Here is a 25,385-nt window from a genome sequence, read left to right as displayed (position 1 = left end):
AAATTGCAACTGGAATCGCAGCGCTTATGCGCCGCTCACAGCGACCAAGGTGAACATTGGCAGACTGCCATATTCATACCGGGTTAATGCTGCAGTTCCTAAGACTGCGTGGAACAAAGCGGGCCCCGCTCTGTTTCCGGACGCTGATTTGCGTGCCGAAACAGACGCGGCTGCGAACGCGGTAAAGCGAAGAAATAATACAAGAGGAGCCCCTATGGGACTGAAATCCATATTGTTTGCCAGTGCGGCCTTTCCGCTGTTGTCCCTGTCGCTTGTGATGCCTCCGGCACATGCTTTTGCGGCGGCAGCAGGCGTCGAGCAGGCACGCACGACGTCGCAGGCGATTGTCGACAGCTTCGAGGTGGCTCAGGACGCGTCGCCCGAGGTCGTGCAGGACGCGTCGCCCGAGGTCGTGCAGGATGCGCCGACCGAAGTCGCGCAGGATGCGCCGACCGACGAGGAACTGCTGAAGAAGCGCCATAAGCAGCCCGAAGCTCAAGAACAGAAGCAGGCTCCTGCCGAAGCCCCTGCCAAGCAGCCTGAACCTGCAGCGGAACCACAACCTCAACAGCAGGAAGCTCCCGCGGAAAAGCCGCGCGCTCAACCCGAACCGCCGGTCGAACAGCCTCCTCAGCAGCAGGAAGCTCCTGTGGAAAAGCCGCGCAAGAAGCACGACCCTGCGGCGGAACTGCCGTCGGCCGAGCAACCTGCTGCCCAGCAGCCACCACAGCAGGAGGCTCCGGTCGAGAAGCCTCGCAAGAAGCGCGAACCCGCGATGGAACAGCCAGCAGCCGAACAGCCTGCCGCCGCGCAACCTGCACAGCAGGAAGCTCCAGCTGAGAGGCCGCGCCGCAACAAGCATGACAAGCAGCAACAACAGCAGGAAGAAACCGCGCCGCAGCGACAGTTGGATCAGCCGGTGCCGCAGGCCGATCAGGCGCAGCCGCAAATCGAAGAGCAGAAGCCTTCGCGCAAGAACGGCAAGCAGCCAGCGGCAGATGGCGGCGAACAACCGGTGAAGCCACGCAAGAAGGCTGCCGACGAAGCGCTTCAGACGCAGCCCGAGGGGCAGAAGCCGGCAGCTGAGCAGGTGCCGGCCTCGCAGGAACAGCCCGCGCCGGAGAAGGCACCGAAGCCGCAGGAGGAACCTGCTGCCGGGAAGGTGCCCCCGGAGCCTCGGCCCGCAGACGCAAAACAGGCGGTCCAACCGCAGCAGGGCGAGGTGCCAGCTCAACAGCCTGCCGATGCGACGGCTCAGCAACAGGGTGAGCAGATCGTTCCGGCGCAGCCGAACGGTGGTGCACAGCCGGCAACAGGTCAGGCAGAGCAGGCCATTCCGGCCCCGGAAAAGGTCACTCCGAAGGAGCTGGAGCGACGTAAGGAGATTGCTGCCGATCCGAGCAAGAGCACCGAAACCGTTGTCCTGCCCATTGAAAACGGCGCCGCCGTTCTCGACAGCGACAAGGATGCCGATCGTTCAGGCGGCCTTCAGTCCCGGCGTGAGCGCGACAAGCAGCGCGGCCAAGAGCAGCAGGTCCGCGTGCCCAAGTCGGACGCCGACGCACAGATCGCACCAGATGGCGCAAAGCCTGCGCCGCTCAAGATCGAAGCCATCACGAGCGAGCAGGGCCGGCGTCTCGACCAGCGACCGCAATTCGCCCGGCCGGACGGTGCCAACTACGGTCAGCGTGGCGACGACAACCGCGTGATCATCCAGTTCAACAATCAGACCTACGTTCGAGGTGACGACGACCGCCGCTTCCTGCGCGACGGTGAACGGCCGATCTACGAGCAGCTTCCGCGTGACCGCTACCGCGAGACGATCGATCGCGACGGCTACCAGATCGTGACGGTTCGCAATCGCTACGGCGATATCATCCAGCGTTCGCGTATCGACAACCGCGGCCGCGAACAAGTGCTCTATTATACCCCCGAACTCTACGACAATCCGGACCGCGACTACTTCCAGGATCCGGGTGCCGACCTGCCGCCGATGCGCCTGCGCATTCCACTGCAAGATTACATTATGGACACGAGCAACGACGAGGACCGCGATTACTACGACTTCCTGCGCGAGCCGCCGGTCGAGCCTGTCGAACGCGTCTATTCGCTGAACGAAGTGAAGTACTCGGCGCGTATCCGCGACAAGGTGCGCCGCATCGATCTGGATACGGTCACTTTTGCGACAGGAAGTGCTGAAATCCCCATGAGCCAAGCCCGCAGCCTGCGGAAGGTAGCCGATGCGATCAACGCAGTCCTGAAGAACGATCCGACGGAAACGTTCCTCATCGAAGGCCACACGGATGCTGTCGGTTCGGATCAGAGCAACCTGATTCTTTCGGACCAGCGCGCGGAATCGGTCGCCAACGTGATGAGCGACGTCTACGGTATTCCGCCTGAAAACCTTGCGACGCAGGGCTATGGCGAACGCTATCTGAAGGTCAATACGCAGGGGCCCGAACAGGAAAACCGCCGCGTTACCATCCGTCGAGTGACGGCGCTGGTGCGGCCGGTCGCCTCGCGCAACTGAGCGAAGCCACACCAGAACAACAGAGGCCGCCGGGTGACTGGCGGCTTCTTTACTTTCGCGGTGGCAATGCGACGGTCGCCGCTATGAAGTCGGCGATGGCGTTCGTGTCGTTGAGGTCGAAGACCGGCAGGGCGGTGTCGGTCACCGGGTGGTCGGCGGCGACCGCAACGATGTGGGGATCGGTTGGCGCCAGAGGCTCGCGGTTTGTGGCGTCCAGGCGGCGTGCCTCGATTTTCGGGATCGGCTCGCGCTTGTAACCCTCGATCAGGACGAGATCGCAGGGAGCGATCCGGCCGAGAACCTCCTCGAATGTAGGCTCCGGTGCGCCGCGCAACTCGTGCATGATGGCATACCGCGTACCGGACACGATGGTGACCTCATGCGCACCGGCCTGGCGGTGCCGATAACTGTCCGCGCCGACTTTGTCGATGTCGAAGTCGTGGTGGGCATGCTTGATCGTCGAAATCCGGTAGCCGCGCCGGGTGAATTCCTCGACGAGCCGAACGGCAAGGCCGGTCTTGCCGGAATTCTTCCATCCTGAAATGCCGAAGATCCTGGGCTTCGTCGTCATGCCAGCACCCTCAGCCAGCGTTCTGCCTCGGCGAGGTCATCGGGCGTGTTGACGTTGAAGAAAGGATCGAGAAGGCTGGCCCGTGTCGGGCGTAGCGGAAATGCGACTTCCGTAACGTCATGCCGTAACAGGAAGTCGCGGACGCGGTGTTTCTCGTCAGAGGCGATCCACGTTTCTAGGTCGCCGGCGAGGGAGACGGCCCAGAGACCGAACACCGGATGGATGCGGCCTTCCGAAGTGGCGACAGCGATTTTATTTGGCGTATCGATTGCGGCAGCGAGCCAGTCCACGAGATCGACGGGAAAAAATGGGCTGTCGACAGAAACCGTGACGATATGCGTCACAGCGGGCAGCGTCGCGCCATAGGCCATGGCGGCATGAATCCCTGCCATCGGCCCGGCTTTGCCGGGGATGATATCGGGAATGAACGGCCGGTTGCAAATATCCGGCGTCACATCGGCATTGACGGCGATTGCGCTGACCTGAGGCGTCAGTTGGTCGATGACCCGGTCGAGCAACGTGCGGCCGGCGAGAGCCACAGAGGCTTTGTCACGCCCCATTCGGGAGGAGCGTCCGCCCGCAAGGACGACGCCTGGAATGTTGGATCGATCCAGCTTAAATTCGCGCATGGCTCCCTCAGACAGGTGTTCTCGGTTCGGACTCTTGCGCGACGGGAGCGCCGCGGCGCTTAGCCTCACGATAGAATGTATAGAGGCCCGAGGCGATGACGATGGCTGCGCCGATCAAGGTCCATCGGTCCGGTGTTTCTGCGAAGAAAAAGAAGCCGAGCAGAGCGGAAAAGATCAGGCTTGTATAGCGCAGAGGCGCGACGAAGGAGATTTCGCCGGTTCGCATGGCCAAGATAACCGACTGGTAGCCCACGAGCACGAGCACCGCTGCCAGCACGATATGGGACAACGACGTGGCGCTGACCGGCCGCCAACCGCCCAGCAACGGGATGAGTATCGCCCCGAAGATCGAAACGGAGACCGCAGTTACAACCGTGATCATTAGCGATGGAATTTCTGGATCGACGCTGCGCGTCGCCAGGTCTCTGCCTGCCGTCGCCAGAACGCTGGCGACGCAGAGCAGCGCCGCTGCCGTAAAGCCTTCCGGACCAGGCCGGATGATGATGATGACGCCGATCAGGCCGACGGTAATGGCCGACCAGCGGCGCCAACCGACCGGCTCACGGAAAAAGAGCGCAGCACCAAAAGTGACGACCAGCGGAAGGGACTGCAAAATGGCGGAAGCATTGGCGATTGGCATCATTCCCAGCGCGGTGATGTATGTGACCGCAGCCAGCATCTCGCACGCGACGCGAACGATCACCATCGGTTTCAAAACCACGCGCAGGGAGCGCAGTGCACCCATCTTGCGTGCGATCAGATAGACGAGGATGCTGGTGATCAGACCGCGCAGGCACATGAGTTGACCGGCATTCATATAGGCGACGACCGATTTCGAAAGCGCGTCGCTGGCGGAGAATCCGGCCATGGCCGAAGTCATGTAGATTGCACCCTCAGTATTGCGTGACCGCGGCATGAAACTCTTCCGATTCTCGTACGGCTCCTTTTAATTGGGAAGGGCAGTTAGGGAAACCGAATGGAGGACACACCTGAAATAATTCTGTTGCGCGTTGCATACATGGACAGCGAGCGAGACTCACCTAACGTAATGCTTGCTAGGACATTCGTCTAACAATCGGAATTCAGATGCCCTTCTCAACTGGGTTGAGCTCAATGACGAGATCAATTCGGCGAGGTCGAGGTTGTTATCTGGGCCGAGCCCTACACGGAAACCGCGAGGCGCTCGTGTCACCCTCCGGTGACACTCATGTGGCGGGCGACCGCCGGGCGGTTGTGGGTGCGGTCGATGATGAAGTCGTGTCCCTTGGGTTTGCGTGAGATCGCCTCGTCGATTGCGGCAAAGAGCGGGCCGTTGTCCTCGGTAGCGCGCAGCGTTGCGCGCAGATCGGCGGCGTCGTTCTGGCCGAGGCACATGTAGAGCGTGCCGGTACACGTCAGGCGGACGCGATTGCAGCTTTCGCAGAAATTGTGCGTCATCGGGGTGATGAAGCCGAGGCGGCCGCCTGTTTCCTTGACCTCGACGTAGCGCGCCGGGCCTCCGGTGCGATAGCCGACCTCGCACATCGTGAAGTCGCGCGCGAGGTCTGCGCGGAGCTTGGAAAGTGGCAGGTAGCGGTCCGTGCGGTCTTCTTCGATTTCGCCCATCGGCATGGTTTCGATCACCGTAAGGTCCATGCCGCGGCCGTGGGCGAAGCGGATTATCTCAGGCATCTCGATGTCGTTGAAATCCTTCAGCGCGACGGCGTTCAGCTTGATTTTCAAGCCTGCGTTCTGGGCGGCGTCGATGCCTTCCATCACTTTGGCGAAATCGCCCCATCGGGTAATCTGGCGGAACTTGTTCGGATCGAGCGTATCGAGAGAAACGTTGATGCGGCGGACACCGCAATCGTACAGTTCGTCAGCAAAACGGGAGAGCTGCGAGCCGTTGGTTGTCAGTGTCAGCTCGTCGAGACCGGAGCCGATCTGCTTGCCGAGCTCGCGCACGAGGTACATGATGTTCTTGCGCACCAGGGGCTCGCCGCCGGTGAGGCGTAGCTTGCGCACGCCCTTGGCGATGAAGGCGGAACAGAGCCGGTTCAGCTCCTCCAGGGTGAGGAGATCCTTCTTCGGCAGGAAGTTCATGTCTTCCGCCATGCAATAGGTGCAGCGGAAATCGCAGCGGTCGGTCACAGACACGCGCAGATAGCTGATCGCCCGCTGGAACGGGTCGATCATCGGCCGCGCATCCGCCACCAGCGGGGTGGCATTGCCAATGGTTCCAACTTTACTGTTCACGACTACCTCCGCGATGCGAATTATGTGTGTATATGTCATTGCTGCGTCAAGTGAAACGGCGACGGAGCACGGTAAATTGAACTTGCCTCGCAAAGGTTCATTGCCTACTCCTGAAATCGAATGGGATTGGGATCATGAGCGACATCTGGCCGAATGAACTCAGGGTATCGAAGGACCGGCAGCGTCTCGACGTGACCTTCAACGACGGGCAGAGCTTCGAATTGTCGGCGGAGATGTTGCGGGTGCTTTCGCCATCTGCCGAAGTGCAGGGGCATGGGCCGGGCCAGAAGGTCACCGTGTCCGGCAAGCGCAATGTCGCGATCATTTCGATGATGCCGACCGGAAATTACGCCGTTCGCATCGGCTTCGACGACATGCACGATACCGGTATCTACACATGGACCTATCTGCGCGAACTCGGCGAACGTGGCGAAGAGCTTTTCGGCGCCTATGAAAACGAGTTGCGCGAAAAAGGCATGACTCGCGATACATCGGAAAAGCCACGCTAGGGAAACCAAAGCCACGAGGGAAAACGCATGGCGGCACCGAAACAACGAAACTGGCTGCGCGTAAAAGGCAGTCCGGGTGGCAGCAGGGTAACGTTCCTGGAGCTCTTCTTCGACCTGGTTTTCGTTTTCTCGATATCGCAGTTGTCGCATGCTCTGGCTGGTCACTATACGCCGCTCGGCGCCGTCGAAGCCGGCCTGATGACCTTTGCCGTCTGGTGGGTGTGGATATTCACGGCCTGGGTAACCAACTGGCTCGATCCGGACAAGATGCCCGTGCGCGGTATGCTGGTTGTGCTGATGCTGCTCGGTCTCGTGCTGTCCGCCTCCATTCCTGAAGCTTTCGGCGACAAGGGGCTGCTGTTTGCCTGTGCCTACGTTGCAATGCAGGTCGGGCGCTCGCTCTTTGCTGCTTACGCCGTGAAAGAGGCCAGTTCTCTGAATTATCGCAATTTTGTCCGTATCAGCGTCTGGTTGATCGTATCCGGCGGCTTCTGGATCGCCGGCGGTTTTCTTGAGCACGAGGCACGGCTTGTCGCCTGGCTGGTGGCGATTGCTATCGAATATGCGGGTCCGGCTTCCGGCTTTTTCGTGCCCGGTCTCGGGAAGTCGACGGCGGCCGACTGGGATGTGTCCGGCGCCCATATGGCTGAGCGTTGCGCGCTCTTCATCATTATCTGCCTTGGCGAGGCTATCCTGGTGTCCGGACGCACGTTCTCCGAACTTCCGTTTTCGACGCTGACTGCTGTCGTGTTCGCCACGGGCTTTGTCGGCACCGTCACCATGTGGTGGCTCTATTTCCGATTTGGACACGAGCGGGCGGCACATCGGATCGAGCACGACGCGACACCCGGCAGCATTGCACGGCAGGTCTTCACCTATGCGCATATCCCGATCTTGGCAGGTATTATCGTGCATGCAGTTGCAGTCGAGTTTATGTTTTCGCACCCGCACGAGACCGGAGATCTTGGTGTCGTGGCCTCCGTCCTGGGAGGCTCCGGCTTGTTCCTGGCCGGCAATCTCTGGGTCAAGGGCGCAACGAGCGGGAAGCCGCCGCTGTCTCACTTTGCCGGTCTGGTCCTGCTGATCCTGCTCGCCTTCGTCGCGCCGTTCACTGAGGTCTACGTGACGGGTATTCTCGCGACCCTGGTGCTGATCGTCGTCGCTGCCTGGGAGTACCGATCGCTTTCCGCACAACCTGCCGCCCACACGCTGCACTAAGATCAGTCGTCCTCGCGGAGGTCATGCTGCAGGACACGGATGATGCGCTCCATGGAGTTCGCGATGGCCATGCACTGATCGATCGGCTCGGGCGAAAGCACGCGCTCGATTAGCTCTGTCTGGATCACCATGGCGTGTTCCGTGACGCTTCGACCTTCCTCGGTGAGGTACAGTCTCAGCACCCGCTTGTCCTTGTCGTGGCTGCGGCGTTCGATCAGGCCGCGCCTTTCCATTTGCGGCAACAGCATGCTCATGTTGGAGCGCCCGACAAGCAGTTTGCGGGCAAGTTCCTGCTGGGAGAGACCTTCGAAACGGTAGAGATTGATCAGAATGTCGAGGTGCGGTGTTTTGATGTCCAACGCGGCCAGCGAGCGACCGAGCGACTGCTGCATGAGCTGACAGGCACGCGCAACAGCGATCCAGCTGCGAAAACGCGGATGATCCCACGGCAGGGATTGATTTTTGTTCATCGTTGTACTTTATTGTTCAGTGTTGAACATAATTGGATTCCCACTATGGCAAACTTTACAGCGAAGGTCACCCGCCTCGGCTTTTCGGCGCTGGAAGGCATTTCACCGATACTGGCCGGCAAGGCGGCGTTCCGTTTGTTCTGCCGGACGCCCTCCGCCAAGCCGACTGGCGAGAAGGCGAGAGCAGCGCATGCGGTGGGCAGGCGGAAGCTCGCTGAGGCGGAGATGTTCACCCTGCGGCTCGCCGGCCGACGTCGCGCGCATGTCTATCGGGTCAACGGCGGTGCGGTCGGCATGCGTCAGCGCTATCTCGTGACGCATGGCTGGGGATCGGGCATCCCGTACATGGCGGATCTTGTGGCATCATTGGCGGCGACGGGCGCGGAGGTGATTGCCCTCGATTTTCCCGGCCATGGCCGCGCAGGTGGCCGCCTTCTTCATATGGGATTGGCCGTACAGGCGATCAGGGCGGCGGAGGAGCGCTTCGGTTCGTTCGACGCTGCCATCGGGCATTCCTTCGGCGGTGCCGCGCTGATGGTTGCAGCAGCCGGCATGCTCCCCGACGTGCCGGCAGTTCTTCCGCAGAAGCTTGTGCTGATCGGATCGCCGAGCGAGATGCACTGGCTGTTCAAGGGCTTTGGCAGGATGCTCGGCCTAGGCAAGGCGGCGCAATCAGTGCTGGAACACGAAGTCCAACGTGTGACCGGCCGGAGACTCGAGGATTTCGACGCAGGCGAGGCGGCAGGAACCATCCGACGGCCGGTATTGGTCGTTCACGCCGAGGACGACAAGGAGGTCAGCGCCAACCACGCGCGTCGCTACGCGGCGTCCGGCGAAGCGGTAAGGATGTATTGGGCAAATGGCTACGGACATCGCCGCATCGTCAGCGCTACCCCGGTACTTGATGCTATCCGCAGTTTTCTCAGCGACGATGATTTGAGCAAGCAAGCTGAGATAATTCCGCATTTCGAGGTTTCCGCTAAGCGAGCGTCATTGTAGCGTCATCGTAGTCGGCTAATGGCCGCCAAGGGCAACTCGGCAGGACGATCATGAAAATCATCACGACGGTAGAAGAACTCGGGGCAATCTATGCCGGAGGCCTGACACAGGCATCAGTCGCGAAGGTCACGAATTATCTGACGCCGCTATACAGTCAGATGATCGAGGCATCGCCGTTCGTCGCGCTGGCAACGGTTGGACCGGAAGGCCTCGATTGTTCGCCTCGCGGTGATATCGGCGGGGTGGTGCGTGTTGTCGACGACAAGACGCTGCACATGCCGGACTGGCGCGGCAACAATCGCGTCGACTCGCTGTCCAATATCGTCCGCGATCCACGCCTGGCGCTGATGTTCCTCATTCCTGGCTCGAACACGACCATGCGTATCAACGCGCGTGGCGTGGTCTCGAATGACGAGGCGCTGTTGGCAAGCTTCGAGATGGACGGAAAGAACCCGCGAACGGTGATTGTCATAACGATCGATGAAGTCTACTTCCAGTGCGCGAGGGCGTTGATGCGGTCCGACCTGTGGAACCCGGAGCATTTCGCAGACGCAAAGAGCCTGCCGACGCCGGGTCTGATGCTGAAAGCTGCAACCGACGAATTCGATCACGAAACATATGATCGTGAATGGGCCGGCCGCGCCGTGAAGACAATGTGGTGAAGCACGTCATCTACAGGTGAACGCAGGTTCGTGAGGAACAGCACTACCCCTTGTAGATGAGCCAGCTCTTGATGAAATCCTTCTGCATGCCGTCTTCGAACAGAACGCTGCAGTTGCGTCCTGAATTCTTGGCGCCATAGAGGGCGACGTCAGCCCGGTGATACAGTTCGCCGGGATCTTCGGCAGTGGAGGCCATGCACACGCCGATGGAAACCGTAACAGGGCCGTAGTTGATCCGGGTACGCGAGTTTTTGAAGGGGGTAGCTTCGAGTGTCCGGCGGATACGCTCCGCCGTCCGCATGACTTCATCAGCCGTATTGCCTTCGATAATCAAGGCAAACTCTTCGCCGCCGGTGCGCGCCACGAAAACCTCACGGCGAACATTGGCGCGGATCACGGAAGCGACGGTCGCCAGGATCTTGTCGCCAACCGGATGGCCGTAGGTGTCGTTAATTTTCTTGAAGTTATCGATATCTGCCAGCACGAGCGCCGTGACCGGGCGCACCGCAGGATTGTTGAACACCGCAGCGAGGCGATCGTCGAAGGCGCGACGATTGGACAGGCGCGTGAGGGAGTCGGTGTTGGCAATGCGCTTGTACTCATCGAGTTCCTTGCGAACCTGATCCATCTCCTGCGATCGTTGAACGACGTTCTCGACTGTCCGTTCGCCATGCGCCATCGTGTCGCCGGTTGCCTCGGTCAGCAGATCGAGTGCGTTCTGTATCAGGTCGGCGCTAGAGTGGTTCTTCGAATTGATCCGGTTATAGGTCTCGCCAAGCAGCTTGTTGTAGCTCTCAAGTGAAGTCTGCTCCTGGCGAAGAACGCGCAGAAGTGTCTCCAGCTCGGCGGCAATACGCCGGTGGGCGTCATCGTAGATGCGCGCCGGACTGTGCGTAAAGTGCTGTATGCCGAGCTCGTCCAGTTCCACTTGGGTGGCGTGGTTGCCCAATGCCGCCAGATCTCTGGTCAATGCCGGGTTTGATCCGATATAGGCTTCATAGAAGAGTTCGTAGTTCCTCGGGATCGGAGCTACGCCCATCGAGCGCATGGCAAAGGTGATCTGGCCCGCCACATCGGGAACCTGCGCCTTGGGCGCCACAGCCGTAGTCATTCGGCTACTCCTCTTGAAGATCTCAAATGCAGTCTTCTACTTGTTAGCTTAAAAATGTTGGGAAATGATTAAGGCTGGATATACCAACGATTGTATGTGAGTTTTATGATTTCTTCTTATGCCAATGATTTTTATTCGATAATTTACATGGCACCGGCTGTGCCGCCAGGCTGCCGGAAAACATTCTCGAGAATTTTTAGGGAGACTGCTTGCCTAACCTTGGTTGTCGTCGTGTCGTTGACAGTCGGTTTCCAATGCTCGTTCTGCAGACAGCGAGCGAGGAGCATATTAATCCGTAACGGACCCGCAGTGGTCCCATTGGGGGGCATGGGATCATGGAAGCCTCTCGTCACTCTTGGCCCATTGTTTTTATCGCTGCAGTTATCTCGGGATCTGCGTTGCTGCAGCATAACGGGTTTTTCGACGGTGTGTTTCGCACCGACATCCTCGCAAGCATCAAGGCCGATGAAGTGCTTCGCGCCGCCGACGTGGTTGCGATGAGCAACGGTGTAAGGGTCGACCATCAGCCGACCGCATCGTTGCACTGACCCGTTCAACCGAGATTGAGCTCCTGGAAGAAGTCGGTACCCTTGTCATCGATAACGATGAACGCAGGGAAGTCTTCGACCTCGATCTTCCAAACAGCTTCCATGCCCAGCTCAGGATACTCGAGCACCTCGACCTTCTTGATGCAGTCCTGTGCCAGGCGCGCAGCCGGGCCGCCGATCGAGCCAAGATAGAAGCCTTGGTGCTTCTTGCACGCTTCGCGCACGGCGCGGGAGCGGTTGCCTTTGGCAAGCATCACCATCGAGCCACCGAAGGACTGGAACTGATCGACGTAGCTGTCCATGCGGCCGGCCGTCGTTGGGCCGAAAGAACCGGAGGCGTAGCCCGCGGGGGTCTTTGCCGGGCCTGCGTAGTAGATAGGGTGATTCTTCATGTAGTCAGGCATGCCTTCGCCCTTTTCCAGGCGGTCGCGGATCTTGGCGTGCGCGAGGTCACGGGCGACGATAATGGTGCCCGTAAGCGAAAGGCGGGTCTTGACGGGGTGTTTGCTTAGTTCCGCCAGAATATCGGGCATCGGCTGGTTAAGGTCGATGCGAACCATGGATTCCGACAGCTTCGCCTCGTCGATCTCGGGCATGTATTTGGACGGATCGGTTTCAAGCTGCTCGACGAAGATGCCGTCGCGCGTGATCTTGCCCTTGGCCTGCCGGTCGGCGGAACAGGAGACGCCGAGGCCGATCGGCAGCGATGCGCCGTGGCGCGGCAAACGGATGACACGGACGTCATGACAGAAATACTTGCCGCCGAACTGGGCGCCGACGCCCATCTGTTGCGTGAGCCTGTGGATTTCGTTCTCCATCTCGATGTCGCGAAAAGCATGGCCGCTTTCGGAGCCTTCGGTCGGAAGGTCATCGAGGTAGCGTGTCGAGGCGAGCTTGACGGTTTTCAGGTTCACCTCGGCCGAGGTGCCGCCGATGACGATCGCTAGATGATAGGGGGGGCAGGCTGCCGTACCGAGCGTCAGGATCTTCTCTTTCAGGAAGTCGATCATCCGGTCATGCGTCAGAAGCGATGGTGTGCCCTGATAGAGGAAGGTCTTGTTCGCAGAGCCGCCGCCCTTGGCGACGAAAAGGAAGTCGTAGCTATCCGTGCCTTCCTCGTAGATGTCGATCTGAGCAGGCAGGTTGTTCTTGGTATTCTTTTCTTCGAACATCTTGAGGGGAGCAAGCTGAGAATAGCGAAGGTTCTTCTTCTCGTAGGCGTCCATGACGCCCTTGGCGAGGGCCGAGTAATCCTCGCCTTCGGTCCAGACGCGGCGCCCCTTCTTGCCCATGATGATTGCGGTGCCCGTGTCCTGGCACATCGGCAGTACGCCGCCGGCCGCGATGTTGGCGTTTTTCAGGAGGTCATAGGCGACGAAGCGGTCGTTGTCAGTTGCCTCCGGATCGTCGAGGATCGAGGCGAGCTGCTTCAGATGGCCGGGTCGAAGAAGATGGTTGATGTCGGCAAAGGCCGTTTCTGCCAGCAAGCGAATACCTTCCGGCTCGATGATCAGAATGTCCTGACCCTTGAAGGTGTCGACAGAGACGTAGTCGCTGCTGATCTTGCGATATTGGGTAGAATCTTTGCTGAGGGGAAACAGATCGTCAGCCATCGAAGGACCTTTCATGCGGACCGAAATCGCAGATGGTCTATTCGCGCGCCTTCGCAATTGCAATAATTCTAAAACCTACAGATTTCGGTCAACAATAGACGAAAACACACCGCCGCAAGAGCGGCGGTGCAGCAGGCGGGCGCGTCGGACCTTATTTCGGGCCGATCATTGTTTCCGGGCGGACGATCGTATCGTATTCCTCGACGGTGACGAGACCGCTTGCGAGTGCTTCGTCCTTCAGCGTGGTCCCGTTCTTGTGGGCGGTCTTTGCGATCTTGGCGGCGTTGTCGTAGCCGATCTTAGGGGCGAGTGCGGTCACGAGCATCAGTGAGCGTTCGAGGCCCGCCTTGATGTTGTCCTCGCGTGCCTCGATGCCAACGACGCAGTTGTCGGTGAAGGAGACCGCAGCATCGCCGAGCAGTTGCACGGATTGCAGGAAATTGTAAGCCATCATCGGATTGTAGACGTTGAGCTCGAAGTGGCCCTGGCTGTCCGCGAAGGTAAGCGCTGCGTTGTTGCCGAAGACATGCGCGCAGACTTGGGTCAGCGCCTCGCACTGGGTCGGGTTGACCTTGCCGGGCATGATAGAGGAGCCCGGTTCGTTCTCTGGCAGCGAAAGTTCGCCGAGGCCGGCGCGCGGACCGGAGCCGAGAAAACGGATGTCGTTGGCGATCTTGAACAATGCTGCCGCCGCCGCGTTGATAGCGCCATGGCTGAAGACCATCGAGTCATGGGCGGCGAGTGCCTCGAACTTGTTCGGCGCGGTTGCGAAGGGGAGGCCGGTGATGGAGGCAATCTCTTCCGCCACCATTTCGGCAAAGCCAATCGGTGCGTTGAGGCCCGTGCCTACGGCCGTGCCGCCCTGTGCGAGCTGCGAGAGGCCGGGCAGTGTCATTTCGATACGTTTGATGGCGGAACCGACCTGCGCGGCGTAACCGGAGAACTCCTGGCCGAGCGTTAGCGGCGTTGCATCCTGCGTGTGCGTCCGACCGATCTTGATAATGTGGCTGAATTCCGTGACCTTCATGTCGAGCGCGGCATGGAGATGCTTCAGCGCCGGCAGCAGATGGCGGACGATCTCCTCCACGCATGCTACGTGCATCGCCGTCGGATAGGTGTCGTTCGAGGATTGGCTCATGTTGACGTGGTCGTTCGGATGAACCGGCTTCTTTGAGCCCATCACACCGCCGAGCATCTCGATAGCCCTGTTGGAGATCACCTCATTGGCATTCATGTTGGATTGCGTGCCGGAACCTGTTTGCCAGACAACAAGCGGGAAGTGCTCGTTGAGCTTGCCGTCAATCACCTCCTGGGCGGCGGCGACGATCGGGTTGCCGATTTCCGGGGAAAGTTGGCCAAGTGCCATGTTGGTGCGTGCTGCGGCCTGCTTGACGATGCCGAGGGCGCGAACAATCGACAGCGGCTGCTTTTCCCAGCCGATCTTGAAATTGCCCAGCGAACGCTGTGCCTGAGCTCCCCAATACTTGTCGTCCGGGACTTCGATCGGGCCAAACGTGTCGGTTTCGGTGCGGATGGAGGTCATAGTAAGGCCTTTCGTTCGCGGGAGCGGCTGCAAAGATGCGCTCTTATAAGTCTGAAAGGGCTCGAAGAAAACCGCTCAGATCAATATATGATTTGAACATTCATGTTATTGGTCGCGCTTTCCGTGGTTTTTCGGACACGGCTTAACTTTTATCCTGCAGCGGCCTTTGCCCCCCTGTGCCACAAACCGAAAATAAAACAAAAAATTAACCAATAATTACATAATTTTGTGTGAATTGGAGGCTGGCGACGGGTCTGCTACGTTACTGAAGGTTGAGTTCTTCAAGGCTGGCGGTGGCGCTGGCTTTCTGCCATGTGACCGGCTGGCGCCGGATGATACGAGTTCTAAACTGGGCTACGCCCGCGGTTGAAGACAGCATGATACTGGGACTGGAAAAAAATATGGCATTCCTTTTGAAAAGTGCGGCATCCGCACTCGCGCTTTCATGCGGCGTAGCGGCCCTGGGGGTCGCGCCCGCGCATGCGTACACGCTAATGGATATGATCCGTGGCGACCGCGCCCGGACCCAGAGCACCATGATCCGTCCGGTACCGGTCTCTCCTTATGGTCAAATGGCGCCCGACGCGCCGCTGCCGAAGGTTTCGGCACCGACCTACTATACCTACAAGCCTGACCCCATGCGCTATGTCGATACCGGCAAGTTCACGGATCCGGTTGTCACCGGCGCCGTTGCCGCTACGACAGCATCGGCCGAGGTTGCGCCGTCGGTACAGCGCCGGTTCCTGATCGAGGCGAAGGTGCGTGCGCCGGTCGAAGTCGCCAAGGCGCTGGAGAATTATTACGGCGATGCCAAAAATCCGCTGATCTGGCTCACGGGGACTGACATCAGCGACCGCGCCAAGGCAGCGATGAGCGCGCTGGCCGACGCAGCTTCCGTCGGTCTTGATCCCGCGGATTATGCAATCGAGGTACCGTCGGTCGATCCGGTCAATCCGGATCCCGCAGCGCGCGACCGCGCTTTGACTCAGTTCGAACTCCAGCTGTCGGCCAAGGTTCTGGCATATACGCAGGACACGGTGCGCGGCCGCGTCGATCCCAACAAACTGTCGGGCTACCACGATTTCGTGCGCAAGGCCGTCAATCTGGATCCGGTTTTGAAACTTGCGCGCATGAGCCCGGATGTGGCGGCTTACGTCTCCAGCCGCTCGCCCGATGGCCCGGAGTTCGTGACACTTAAGTCTGAACTTGCGAAGTTGAGGGGCGAAGGTCATGCCGAGGAGCGGATCAATATCGCGCTCGACGGTCTTCTGCGCCCAGGTGGCAACTCGACAGAGATCCCGAACATTGTCAAGGCTATCGACAAGCATGGATCGGCTGCGCTCAAGGCCGAAAATGCCGTGACGCTTGCATCGTATGCCGGTGGCACTGACTATTCTCCGGAGATCGTTTCTCTGGTCGAAAGCTTCCAGAAGGAACACGGCCTGAAGGCAGACGGCGTAATCGGCCAGGCCACCATTCGCGTCATGACTGGTGGCGACACCAACGGCTCGAGGATCGAAAAGCTGGTCGTCGCCATGGAACAGGCGCGCTGGCTGCCGGACGACCTTGGCTCGCGCTACGTCTTCATTAATCAGCCCGCCTATATGGTCTACTACCACAACGACAACAAGGAGCAGTTGTCGATGCGGGTGGTTGTGGGACAGTCGTCGCATCAGACGTTCTTCTTCCAGGACCAGATCGAGACCGTCGAGTTTAACCCGTTCTGGGGCGTGCCTCAGTCGATCATCATCAACGAAATGCTGCCGCATCTGCGCTCAGACCCGAACTACCTCGACCGCATGGGCTACGAGGTTCAGGTCAACGGACGTGCCGTCGCGTCTTCGAGCGTCGATTGGTACGGCTCGACCTCGAATGTTTCCGTGCGGCAGCCGCCGAGCGGCGACAATGCGCTCGGCGAACTGAAGATCCTGTTCCCCAACTCGCATGCGATCTACATGCACGACACGCCGTCGAAGAGCTTCTTCAAGCGGGACATCCGAGCGCTCAGCCACGGGTGCGTTCGCCTTGCCGATCCGCGCGCCATGGCGGCGGCTGTTCTGAGCACGACGGTGGGCGAGATCGGAAAGGAAATCGCGACCGGCCAGAACCATGCCGTTCAGGTTCCTCAGAAGATCCCGGTCTATGTCGCCTACTTCACGGCTTGGCCGAACAAGGACGGTGTCGTGCAGTATTTTGACGACGTCTATGGTCGCGATGCCTATGTCGAAAAAGCCTTCCAGGCCACGACGAAGGCGCGGGACGCCCAGATTTGATCTCCAGCGCTGCGCGGCCCTTTTGCCGCGCAGCGATTTTTTTACGTCCGATCTTAAGTCGATCAGATTAGGTCCTGTTGCCGCGTCCAATGGCGGTCGTGGCTTTGGCGACCGTAGACAATTTATTGGAACCATGTAGCGAATACCCCCAACCGCCAACGACGGTAGCGTTGGTAGTCGCTTAGTCCACATTCGTCATACTTCCCAGGCGTCGGGAAGCTGACAATCGGCAAACAACTTCGCTCGCTTATCCCGCAAAGATTGTGGGCAATCACTGGTTCAACAACCCGACTACGCCTCCTACTTGAGGATGGGACTTCTCCGCTGCCAAACGGAGTATCGGAGTACACTGGACGGGTCAGGCAACCGTCTTGGATGCAATCGCCTCTCGGCAAATTTCATCTTCACTCATGCCGGTGTCGAAGGAGACGAGCGGAGCACTCGGACGTACCTCCAATTCGTTGACGCAGCCAGACAGTGCGACGCGGTTTTTGTCCCAATTATTGCTTTTGTGCCGAAGAGGAATTGGCACGCCGCATTTCGTCGCCCCCACGGCGCGAGCACTTGAAATCGATTAACGGCTACGGGATCACGTTGTTAGCCGTAGAGATGCGAGATAGGCTGCAGCGGCGCTTGTTGAGGCCTGCCGTTGCCTGTTCGCGCCTCGACCCGAAGATGCTCGACAAGCGCCGGGGCCTCTCGGCCTTTTCTAGACCGTCAGAAAGCCTCCGCGTGAAGTTCGCCCAAGGCGCGCCGGAGATCGTCGACCGGTGTACTTCCGGCCATCTTTTTTCCTTCCAACTCCTTCGGCATTTTCCAGCCGGGATCAATCCCTTCCATGTTGGGCAATTCGTGCGCAATGCCCTTATGGCAATCAATGCACGTTGCTTTTCCCGAGAGGAGGTATCGCGTATGGATTTCGGCGGCTCTTTGGGTTTGCTTCTGCAGGTCCATCGCGACCGAGGAATGGCAGTTTCGGCATTCCAGACTGTCGTTGGCTTTCATGCGGCCCCATTCGTGCTGCGCCAGTTCAAGCCGGTGCTCAAGGAATTTCGACCGGGTGTTGATCGTTCCGAAGATTTTGCCCCACACCTCCTTCGACGCCTGCATCTTGCGCGCGATCTTGTCGGTCCACTGGTGCGGCACATGACAGTCGGGGCAGCTCGCGCGCACGCCTGAGCGGTTAGAAAAGTGGATCGTGCGCGTCAGTTCCTGATAAACGTTGTCATGCATCTCATGGCATGAGGTACAGAATTTTTCGGTATTGGTTAGCTCCAGTGCCGTGTTGAACGCGCCCCAGAACATCACGCCGCCAATGAAACCACCCAACGTCAGGAAACCCAGTCCGAGCGTCCCGGCTGGCGTGATCATGATCCCCCAAGCCCACAGAATAGCTTTCCTGATCCAGGCGATCATGGCATCACTCGCTTCCCGCCGGCTTGAAACCCAATTCGCTCATATCCTTGAAGGTACTGTCTACCAGTGGTGGGGTATTCGCCTGCGGAACGTGACAGGCTGTGCAGAAGTAGCGCCTCGGCGAAACGTCGGCGATCATCTGTCCATCTCGCGTCATGTAGTGCGTCACACTGATCATCGGCGCGCCCGAATCCTGCGTGAACTCGCGCTTGTGACACGAAAGGCACCGGTTGGCATTGACCGAAAGCTCGTAGCCCTCGATCGAGTGCGGGATAATCGGCGGCTGGTCGGGGTACGCCCGCATCTTGCGCTGGTCGTCGATCACCCATTTCGGTAATGGCGCAGCAGCGCCCGTTTCCATCGAAGGCGTAGGGCCCTCGAGCTGTGGTACCTGCTGCGACACCACTTGACCAATGGCCGCGGTCGCGACGAACACCAAGAGGCCAGCCGCGACTACTGTCCATTCGGGCCGCCTCAAAAGGCGACGGGGAGAATCTTGACCGCGCATTTTTTGAAATCCGTCTGTTTAGAGATGGGATCGGTGGCGTCGAGCGTAACCTTGTTGATCAACTGGCTGGCATCGAACCAAGGGACGAAGATGACGCCTGCAGGCATCCGGTTTCTGCCCCGGATGTCGATGCGCGAGCGGATTTCGCCGCGCCGAGAGACAATGCGCACTTCCGCGCCCTGGTTGATGCCCCGCTTGCGGGCGTCGTCGGCATTCATGAAGCAGCGCGCGCCAGGGAACGCCCGGTAGAGTTCTGGCACCCGCATGGTCATCGATCCGGAATGCCAGTGTTCGAGCACGCGCCCTGTCACCAACCAGAAATCGAACTCCTCGTCGGGCGATTCCGCCGGCGGCTCGTATGGCACTGCGAGGATGACCGCCTTACCGTCCGGCTGCCCGTAGAATTTCACGCCTTCACCGGGTTTCACATAGGGGTCGTATCCCTCGCGGTAGCGCCACTTCGTCTCCTGCCCGTTCACAACGGGCCAACGCAGTCCACGCACTTCGTGATAGAGATCATAGGGTGCCAGATCATGACCATGTCCGCGTCCGAATGATGCGTACTCCTCGAACAGGCCCTTCTGGACGTAGAAGCCGAAGGCCTCGGCCTCGTTATTGGCGTAGTCGGCATTGATCTCGCTGAGTGGAAAACGGTCCACCTCGCCATTGCGAAACAGCACGTCAAATAGCGTCTTGCCGCGATAGGCCGGATTGGAGTCGAGTATCTCGCGCGGCCAAACCTCATCGGTCGTGAAACGCTTCGAGAACTCCATCAACTGCCAGAGATCGGAGCGCGCTTCCCCGGACGCCTGCACAAGCTGATGCCAGACATGGGTCCTTCGCTCCGCGTTGCCATAAGCGCCTTCCTTTTCCACCCACATGGCCGCCGGCAGGATGAGGTCGGCGCTCATCGCCGTGATGGTCGGATAGGCGTCAGAAACGACGATGAAGTTATCGGGATTGCGATAGCCCTGATAGGTCTCGTTAGCGGTATTCGGCCCGGCCTGGACGTTGTTGTTCACCTGTACCCAGTAAAAATTGAGCTTGCCGTCCTTCAGCATGCGATCCTGCTGCACCGCGTGGTAACCCGGCTTCTCGGGGATGATGCCGTGCGGGATGCGCCAGATTTCCTCTGCATGCCTGCGATGCTCGGGATTGGTAACAACCATGTCAGCCGGGAGACGGTGCGCGAAGGTTCCGACCTCGCGCGCCGTGCCGCAGGCCGAAGGCTGGCCCGTCAGCGAGAACGGACTGTTTCCCGGCTCGGAGATTTTTCCGGTTAGCAGGTGCAGGTTATAGACCATCTGGTTCGCCCAGACGCCGCGGACATGCTGGTTGAACCCCATTGTCCAGAGCGACATGACCTTACGGTCGGGGTCGGCATAGAGCTCCGCCAATTGCTTCAGGAACTCCGGGTCGACACCGGTCATCTCGACCGTTTTCTCCAGTGTGTATTCGGCGACGAACTCCTTGAAGGCCTCGAAGTCTATCGGCTCGGTCTTGCCAGGATCGGTCGAATTGGCAGCCTTCACTTCCACCGGATTGTCCGGCCGCAGGCCGTAACCGATGTCAGTCGCGCCGCGGGCGAATTTGGTGTGTTGCTCGACAAACGCTTTGTTCACGCGTCCGGTCTGGATGATGTGGTTGGCGATGTAGTTGAGGATCGCAAGGTCGGTTCCCGGTTTGAAGATGATCGGGATGTCGGCCAGGTCCATACTGCGATGGGTGAAGGTCGACAGAACCGCGACGCGCACATGCGGCTGGCCGAGGCGGCGATCGGCAACACGCGTCCACAGGATCGGATGCATCTCCGCCATGTTCGATCCCCAGAGCACGAAGACGTCTGCGTTCTCGAAATCGTCGTAGCATCCCATCGGCTCATCCATGCCGAAGGTGCGCATAAAGGCGACTGCAGCTGACGCCATGCAGTGGCGGGCGTTTGGATCGAGATTGTTGGACCGGAACCCGGCACGCATCAGCTTGGTTGCCGCATAGCCCTCGAAGATCGTCCATTGGCCGGAGCCGAACATGCCGACAGCCGTTGGACCCTTCTCCTTCAGCACCTTCTTGCACTGCTGCGCCATCACATCGAAGGCTTCGTCCCAACTCACCGGCGTGAACTCACCATCCTTGGCGTAGACGCCGTCGCGCTTGCGCAAAAGCGGAGTCTTTAATCTGTCCTGGCCGTACATGATCTTGGAAAGGAAGTAGCCCTTGATGCAGTTCAGGCCGCGATTTACCTCCGCCTGCATGTCACCGTGGGTCGCGACGACCTGGCCTTGCTTGACGCCGACCATCACGCCGCAACCGGTCCCACAAAATCGACAGGGCGCTTTCGACCATTTGATCTCCAGCGCGCCAACCCCTCCCGGCACGGGCTGTGCGGCAGCCGGAAGCGCTATTCCTGCCGTAGCGGCGGCAATTCCGGCTGCGTGGGCCTTCAGAATATCACGCCGCGTCAATCCTCCGGTCATTGCTCTACGCCTCCTCCGTTTCGACATGCTCGAAGACCATATTCGCCGAGATGACCCCGTCGAGGAGCGATATCATCGACAGGCATTCTCCCATCATGCCGGTACTCGTGCCCTCGATGACGATGACAATCTTGCCGCCTGCATTCCCATGGACCTCGACATTTTCCATCATGCCAATCTCGGCAAGAACGTCGTCTGTCCGCGCGGGCAGCGTCGCGATCACCGCGCTTGAAATGTGATACGACAACGTTGTCTCAGACATCGGCCGCCTCCTGTTCGCGGGGTTTGGTTCCAATCGCTCCGACAGGGCAGACCTGTAGGCACGCGCCGCAACCATTGCAAATCTGCTCGTTGAGCTCCGGTACAAACGGGCCGCCCAGGCGCGGCCGGAAACGGATTGCCTGTTCGGGACAACTTTCGCCGCATGACTGGCATGCAACATCCTGCTTTGTCAGGCAGGCATCGGTGATCACGGCGGCGTGGGGAAAGCGACGCACAGCATCCGGTTCGAATACAGGCTCCGGACAGACTGTCCTGCATTCGCCGCAGAACGTACATTCGCCCGACGAGAAATCGAGCGATGGCAGGCCGTTGATCAAGCCGATAATCCCGGTGGGACAATGTTCGGCGCAGAGCCCACAGCCTGTACACGATTGAAGACTTCGGGAGGACGCACCCGGGGGACAGATTCCACGGCTCTTCCGGGCGGAGGAGCCCAGGAACAGATCGCGACGTGAGATAAATTCCGCGCGCATCACCCGCCTCAATGTCCGGGCGGTCCAGGTGGCCCGAAAACGATCTGCCACATCCAAACGGCGAAACCGAAACCGCCGACCACACCGACTGCAATCATCGGCCAGATGCCGAACGCCAGGACGAAAAATCTCAAAAGCTCGGCGCGCCGCTGCGAGGGCACTCGTGCGTTGGCCAAACTTTTGTGAGACGGCTCCGACATCAACACCCCTTAATCTTGGGGTGTATAGTATCAATGGAAATAATGAAATAAAGGGCGAAAATACTACATTTTTATACTCAGGTTATTTCCCATTGTTGACCGTTGAAAAGCTGCTTTTCCAGCGAATTCCTCGTGCGTAGTTTAACTCCTGCCACCAGGGGCGAATTGCGATGTGCGGGAAGGCGTCAATTGCGATCTCACATCTGCTCGACCTCTTGAGGGTCGCAAGATCGTGTCCCGGGAGGTGGTGTGGGTGCTCGCGACTGTCATTTCAATATTTGTTGCCGACTTAAATGCAGCGCGGAAGGCTTGCGGGCACAATCGGCGTAGCCGCCGCTTCGGGCTCGACGCGGCGCGTGGTGAGCGAAGGCGTCCCCCAGGCAAGTCTGCCATGCGAGTATTTTCCAAAGGACATTGCCCTATGAAAGGTTCGTCATTCATCAAGCCGCGCCATCTGGCTGCGGCCCTCGTCGCATCCGTTGCATTTATGCCTTTTGCCGCGTTTGCGGAGAACACCGCAACTGTCGGCGGCATTGTCTTTGCCAATACGAGGCTCGTTGCTGTGGGGCGCATCCCTGCCAATCAGCGGGACACGTTTGGCGAAATCTTTGGGTCGGGTTCGGGTATGTCGATCGACCCCACCGGGCGACGGAGTGGGCTACAAAGGCTCGCTCTGGCTGCTTCCCGATCGCGGTTACAATGTCGAGGGAACTACGGACCACCGTCCGCGTCTCAACACCATTGACATCCAGTTGACGCCGACCCCACCCGGTGCGGCACCGGTGACCGGGAAAGAGCAGGCTGGCGGTGAAGCGAAGCTGGTAGGCTCCATGCTGCTCGGCGATAACAACGAAAACGGCGCGACAGGTCTGGACCCGGAATCGGGCTTTCGCGCTGCCAGCGGCGATTTCCCCCTCGAGCGGAGCACGTCGCGTCCGCTCCTCAGCCTGCGTGCAGGAATCGGATTGCCTCGTCTCGTCGGAAGAGGTAGAGCAGCGTGCGTACGGCCTTGCCACGTTCGCTGGTCAGCTCGGCGTCGCGTTCGATCAGGTAGGCAGCGTCCTTCCTGGCAATCTCCAGAAGATCGGCGTGCGCCTCAAGGCTGGCTATTCGGAAGCCCGGCGTTCCTGACTGGCGCGTGCCCAACAGCTCGCCTTCGCCCCGCAGCTTCAAGTCTTCCTCGGCGATACTGAAGCCGTCCTCCGTTTCACGCATGATCGACAGCCGGGCATGGCCGGTTTCGCTGAGCGGCCCCCTGTAAAGCAGGATGCAAGTCGAGGCCTCGTCGCCGCGCCCGACGCGACCGCGGAGCTGGTGCAACTGGGCAAGGCCGAAGCGCTCCGCGTGTTCGATCACCATGATCGTCGCGTCGGGCACGTCGACGCCGACTTCGACGACCGTGGTGGCTACGAGTAGGCGGATATCGCCGCTCTTGAATGCCAACATGACGGCGTCTTTTTCCGGGCCGCTCATACGGCCATGGATCAGGCCGATGCCCGGACCGAGCGTGGAGACGAGGGTCGTATGCCGTTCCTCGACGGACATCAGGTCGCTCTCCTCCGATTCCTCGACAAGCGGGCAGATCCAATAGGCTTTCTTGCCCTCTGCCAATGCACTCTTCAGCCGGCCGACGATGTCGCCGGTTCGTTCCGTTGGCACCGTGATCGTCAGGATGGGTTTGCGGCCTGCTGGTTTCTCGGTGAGCTTGGAGACATCCATGTCGCCAAAAGCAGCGAGCACCAACGTGCGGGGGATCGGGGTAGCGGTCATCACCAGCATGTGTGGGGTAATACCCTTGGCGGTCAGCCGCAGGCGCTGATGGACGCCGAAACGATGCTGTTCGTCAACGACGGCGAGCATCAGGTTTTGATAGTTGACGCTGTCTTGAAACAACGCGTGGGTGCCGATGACGATCTGCGCTTGGCCGGAGGCGATCCGCTCCAGGATCTCCTCGCGTTCGCGCCCCTTGGTACGGCCGGTCAGCACCTCTGTGCGGAGCCCGGCGGACGCCGCGAATTTCGAGATCGTTGCATGGTGCTGGCGTGCCAGGATTTCAGTCGGCGCCATCAGCACGGCTTGGCCGCCGCTCTCAATCACCGCGGCCATCGCCATCAGCGCCACCAGCGTCTTGCCGGAGCCGACGTCGCCCTGCAGCAGCCGCAGCATACGATCGTCGCCGGACATGTCCTGCAGGACCTCGGCGGTCGCGGTCGCCTGGCTCTGCGTTGGCGAGAACGGCAGTGCCTGCAGGATCTGGCTACTGAGGATGCCGGTGGCGTGCACCGGCTTCCCGGCAACCTTGCGCAGCCGCTGGCGCACCAGCGCCAGGGACAGCTGTCCGGCCAGAAACTCGTCATAGGCAAGGCGGCGGCGGGCAGGGGCTTGCGGATCGATGTCGGAGGGATCCCGCGGTTCGTGCAGCATATGGAAGCTGTCCCGGATCGAGGGAAAGCCTTGCTTCTCGGTCAGGGTCAGATCGATCCATTCCGGCATTTCGGGCGTACGCTGCAGGGCCGCTTGGATGGTCTTCCGGAGCGTCTTGGGCGCAAGGCCGGCGGTGAGCGGATAGATCGGCTCGACCAGCGGCAGGTTTTGCGCGTCGCTTGCCTTTACGATGTAATCCGGGTGCACCATCGAGGCGCGGCCGTTGAACCAGTCGATCTTGCCGCTGACAGTAACCTCTTCGTCGAGGGGCAGCTGCTTCTCCAGCCACGTCGACTGGCCGCGAAAGAAGACGAGGGTGAGTTCGCCGGTCTCATCGTGCAGGAAGACGCGGTAGGGAACGTTGCTCTTCCGGTTCGGCGGTGCTTGGTGCCGGTCGACACTGCCGGTGATCGTGACGATCGCGCCTTGCGGTGCGCGGGTAATACCCGGCTTGTTTCGCCGGTCGATCAGCGAATGCGGCGCATGAAAGAGCATATCGACAACCCTGCAATCCTCCACCGTCTCACGTCCGAGCAGCTTCACCAGCAGGTCGGCAATCTTGGATCCGACGCCGGGGAGTGCCGAAACGGGAGAAAACAGGGGATCGAGAATGGCAGGACGCATTGCGGCAAAATGCGATGAACAATGCGGTCTTGGCAAGGCTGACAAGCCGCTTTCGAGGGTCTATAGAGGCGCA

22 protein-coding genes and 2 pseudogenes are annotated in these 25,385 nt (G+C 59.8%); 9 read left to right on the top strand and 15 right to left on the bottom strand.

The window, feature by feature from the left end; all coding sequences use genetic code 11:
• Nucleotides 1-214 precede the first annotated feature (214 nt).
• The gene (locus tag AC1D2R_RS04830; RefSeq protein ID WP_477965275.1) at nt 215-2,530 is read left to right on the top strand and encodes an OmpA family protein; all 2,316 of its coding nucleotides are present in this window, start codon (nt 215-217) and stop codon (nt 2,528-2,530) included.
• Nucleotides 2,531-2,579: 49 nt separating this feature from the next.
• Here the strand turns inward: AC1D2R_RS04830 and mobB are convergent, their stop codons facing one another.
• The 4 genes from mobB to moaA form a co-directional block, all read right to left on the bottom strand.
• Nucleotides 2,580-3,101, bottom strand: a complete 522-nt coding sequence (gene mobB / locus AC1D2R_RS04825) for a molybdopterin-guanine dinucleotide biosynthesis protein B (RefSeq protein ID WP_477965273.1) — start codon at nt 3,099-3,101, stop codon at nt 2,580-2,582.
• Nucleotides 3,098-3,730, bottom strand: a complete 633-nt coding sequence (gene mobA, locus AC1D2R_RS04820; RefSeq protein WP_477965271.1) for a molybdenum cofactor guanylyltransferase MobA — start codon at nt 3,728-3,730, stop codon at nt 3,098-3,100. Before mobA ends, mobB begins: the two co-directional genes overlap by 4 nt.
• 7 nt (nt 3,731-3,737) lie before the next feature.
• Nucleotides 3,738-4,646, bottom strand: a complete 909-nt coding sequence (locus AC1D2R_RS04815) for a DMT family transporter (RefSeq protein ID WP_477965269.1) — start codon at nt 4,644-4,646, stop codon at nt 3,738-3,740.
• Between the two features lie 272 nt (nt 4,647-4,918).
• Complete coding sequence (gene moaA, locus AC1D2R_RS04810) at nt 4,919-5,965, bottom strand: GTP 3',8-cyclase MoaA (RefSeq protein WP_477965267.1); 1,047 nt, start codon at nt 5,963-5,965, stop codon at nt 4,919-4,921.
• Between the two features lie 134 nt (nt 5,966-6,099).
• Here moaA and AC1D2R_RS04805 point away from each other — a divergent pair, with 134 nt between their 5' ends.
• Nucleotides 6,100-6,474, top strand: coding sequence for a gamma-butyrobetaine hydroxylase family protein (locus AC1D2R_RS04805; RefSeq protein WP_477965265.1), 375 nt, complete (start codon nt 6,100-6,102; stop codon nt 6,472-6,474).
• Between the two features lie 27 nt (nt 6,475-6,501).
• Complete coding sequence (locus AC1D2R_RS04800) at nt 6,502-7,692, top strand: low temperature requirement protein A (RefSeq protein WP_477965263.1); 1,191 nt, start codon at nt 6,502-6,504, stop codon at nt 7,690-7,692.
• 2 nt (nt 7,693-7,694) lie between these two features.
• Here the strand turns inward: AC1D2R_RS04800 and AC1D2R_RS04795 are convergent, their stop codons facing one another.
• Nucleotides 7,695-8,162 (bottom strand): MarR family winged helix-turn-helix transcriptional regulator, encoded by a 468-nt coding sequence (locus AC1D2R_RS04795; RefSeq protein WP_477965261.1) that lies wholly within the window; start codon nt 8,160-8,162, stop codon nt 7,695-7,697.
• Between the two features lie 45 nt (nt 8,163-8,207).
• Between AC1D2R_RS04795 and AC1D2R_RS04790 the strand changes: the two genes are divergently transcribed.
• Together AC1D2R_RS04790 and AC1D2R_RS04785 are read left to right on the top strand one after the other, a co-directional pair.
• Nucleotides 8,208-9,161 carry an alpha/beta hydrolase gene (locus AC1D2R_RS04790; protein WP_477965259.1) on the top strand — a complete coding sequence of 318 codons (954 nt, stop codon included), beginning with the start codon at nt 8,208-8,210 and terminating at the stop codon, nt 9,159-9,161.
• A 50-nt stretch (nt 9,162-9,211) separates the two neighbouring features.
• On the top strand, nt 9,212-9,823 hold the full coding sequence (locus AC1D2R_RS04785; RefSeq protein ID WP_477965257.1) for a pyridoxamine 5'-phosphate oxidase family protein: 612 nt from the start codon (nt 9,212-9,214) through the stop codon (nt 9,821-9,823).
• Between the two features lie 43 nt (nt 9,824-9,866).
• Here the strand turns inward: AC1D2R_RS04785 and AC1D2R_RS04780 are convergent, their stop codons facing one another.
• Entirely contained in the window at nt 9,867-10,934 is a 1,068-nt protein-coding gene (locus tag AC1D2R_RS04780) for a GGDEF domain-containing protein (RefSeq protein ID WP_477965255.1), read from the bottom strand.
• Between the two features lie 335 nt (nt 10,935-11,269).
• Between AC1D2R_RS04780 and AC1D2R_RS04775 the strand changes: the two genes are divergently transcribed.
• The gene (locus AC1D2R_RS04775) at nt 11,270-11,482 is read left to right on the top strand and encodes a hypothetical protein (protein ID WP_477965253.1); all 213 of its coding nucleotides are present in this window, start codon (nt 11,270-11,272) and stop codon (nt 11,480-11,482) included.
• Between the two features lie 5 nt (nt 11,483-11,487).
• Here the strand turns inward: AC1D2R_RS04775 and AC1D2R_RS04770 are convergent, their stop codons facing one another.
• On the bottom strand, nt 11,488-13,095 hold the full coding sequence (locus AC1D2R_RS04770; protein WP_477965251.1) for a fumarate hydratase: 1,608 nt from the start codon (nt 13,093-13,095) through the stop codon (nt 11,488-11,490).
• Nucleotides 13,096-13,246: 151 nt separating this feature from the next.
• Nucleotides 13,247-14,638 (bottom strand): class II fumarate hydratase, encoded by a 1,392-nt coding sequence (gene fumC / locus AC1D2R_RS04765; RefSeq protein ID WP_477965249.1) that lies wholly within the window; start codon nt 14,636-14,638, stop codon nt 13,247-13,249.
• A gap of 401 nt (nt 14,639-15,039) precedes the next feature.
• On the opposite strand from fumC, the gene AC1D2R_RS04760 reads away from it, so the two are divergent.
• Both AC1D2R_RS04760 and AC1D2R_RS04755 read left to right on the top strand, forming a co-directional pair.
• Nucleotides 15,040-16,911, top strand: coding sequence for a L,D-transpeptidase family protein (locus AC1D2R_RS04760; RefSeq protein ID WP_477965247.1), 1,872 nt, complete (start codon nt 15,040-15,042; stop codon nt 16,909-16,911).
• 219 nt (nt 16,912-17,130) lie between these two features.
• Nucleotides 17,131-17,484 (top strand): annotated as a pseudogene (locus AC1D2R_RS04755) (chloramphenicol phosphotransferase); the annotation flags it as partial.
• A 144-nt stretch (nt 17,485-17,628) separates the two neighbouring features.
• On the opposite strand, the gene AC1D2R_RS04750 reads toward AC1D2R_RS04755, so the two are convergent.
• Genes AC1D2R_RS04750 through napE form a run of 6 tightly spaced genes read right to left on the bottom strand, consistent with a single transcriptional unit; the run spans nt 17,629 to nt 22,264 of the window.
• Complete coding sequence (locus AC1D2R_RS04750; protein ID WP_477965245.1) at nt 17,629-18,327, bottom strand: NapC/NirT family cytochrome c; 699 nt, start codon at nt 18,325-18,327, stop codon at nt 17,629-17,631.
• A 4-nt stretch (nt 18,328-18,331) separates the two neighbouring features.
• Entirely contained in the window at nt 18,332-18,835 is a 504-nt protein-coding gene (locus AC1D2R_RS04745) for a nitrate reductase cytochrome c-type subunit (RefSeq protein ID WP_477965243.1), read from the bottom strand.
• Nucleotides 18,802-21,309, bottom strand: a complete 2,508-nt coding sequence (gene napA / locus AC1D2R_RS04740) for a periplasmic nitrate reductase subunit alpha (RefSeq protein WP_477965241.1) — start codon at nt 21,307-21,309, stop codon at nt 18,802-18,804. The genes AC1D2R_RS04745 and napA overlap by 34 nt, the downstream gene beginning before the upstream one ends.
• A 4-nt stretch (nt 21,310-21,313) precedes the next feature.
• Nucleotides 21,314-21,571 carry a chaperone NapD gene (locus AC1D2R_RS04735; RefSeq protein ID WP_477965239.1) on the bottom strand — a complete coding sequence of 86 codons (258 nt, stop codon included), beginning with the start codon at nt 21,569-21,571 and terminating at the stop codon, nt 21,314-21,316.
• Entirely contained in the window at nt 21,564-22,064 is a 501-nt protein-coding gene (gene napF / locus AC1D2R_RS04730) for a ferredoxin-type protein NapF (RefSeq protein WP_477965403.1), read from the bottom strand. The genes AC1D2R_RS04735 and napF overlap by 8 nt, the downstream gene beginning before the upstream one ends.
• A gap of 8 nt (nt 22,065-22,072) precedes the next feature.
• Nucleotides 22,073-22,264 (bottom strand): periplasmic nitrate reductase, NapE protein, encoded by a 192-nt coding sequence (gene napE, locus AC1D2R_RS04725; protein WP_477965237.1) that lies wholly within the window; start codon nt 22,262-22,264, stop codon nt 22,073-22,075.
• Nucleotides 22,265-22,685: 421 nt separating this feature from the next.
• Here napE and AC1D2R_RS04720 point away from each other — a divergent pair.
• Nucleotides 22,686-23,178, top strand: a pseudogene (locus AC1D2R_RS04720) (esterase-like activity of phytase family protein); the annotation flags it as partial.
• A gap of 28 nt (nt 23,179-23,206) precedes the next feature.
• Here AC1D2R_RS04720 and recG read toward each other — a convergent pair.
• Nucleotides 23,207-25,312, bottom strand: coding sequence for an ATP-dependent DNA helicase RecG (recG, locus tag AC1D2R_RS04715; protein WP_477965235.1), 2,106 nt, complete (start codon nt 25,310-25,312; stop codon nt 23,207-23,209).
• Between the last annotated feature and the right edge of the window lie 73 nt (nt 25,313-25,385).

The organism is Rhizobium sp. P1_C7 (assembly GCF_056406295.1).
The sequence above is the reverse complement of the archived record's forward strand: the minus strand, read 5'-3'. Positions and strand labels throughout refer to the sequence as shown.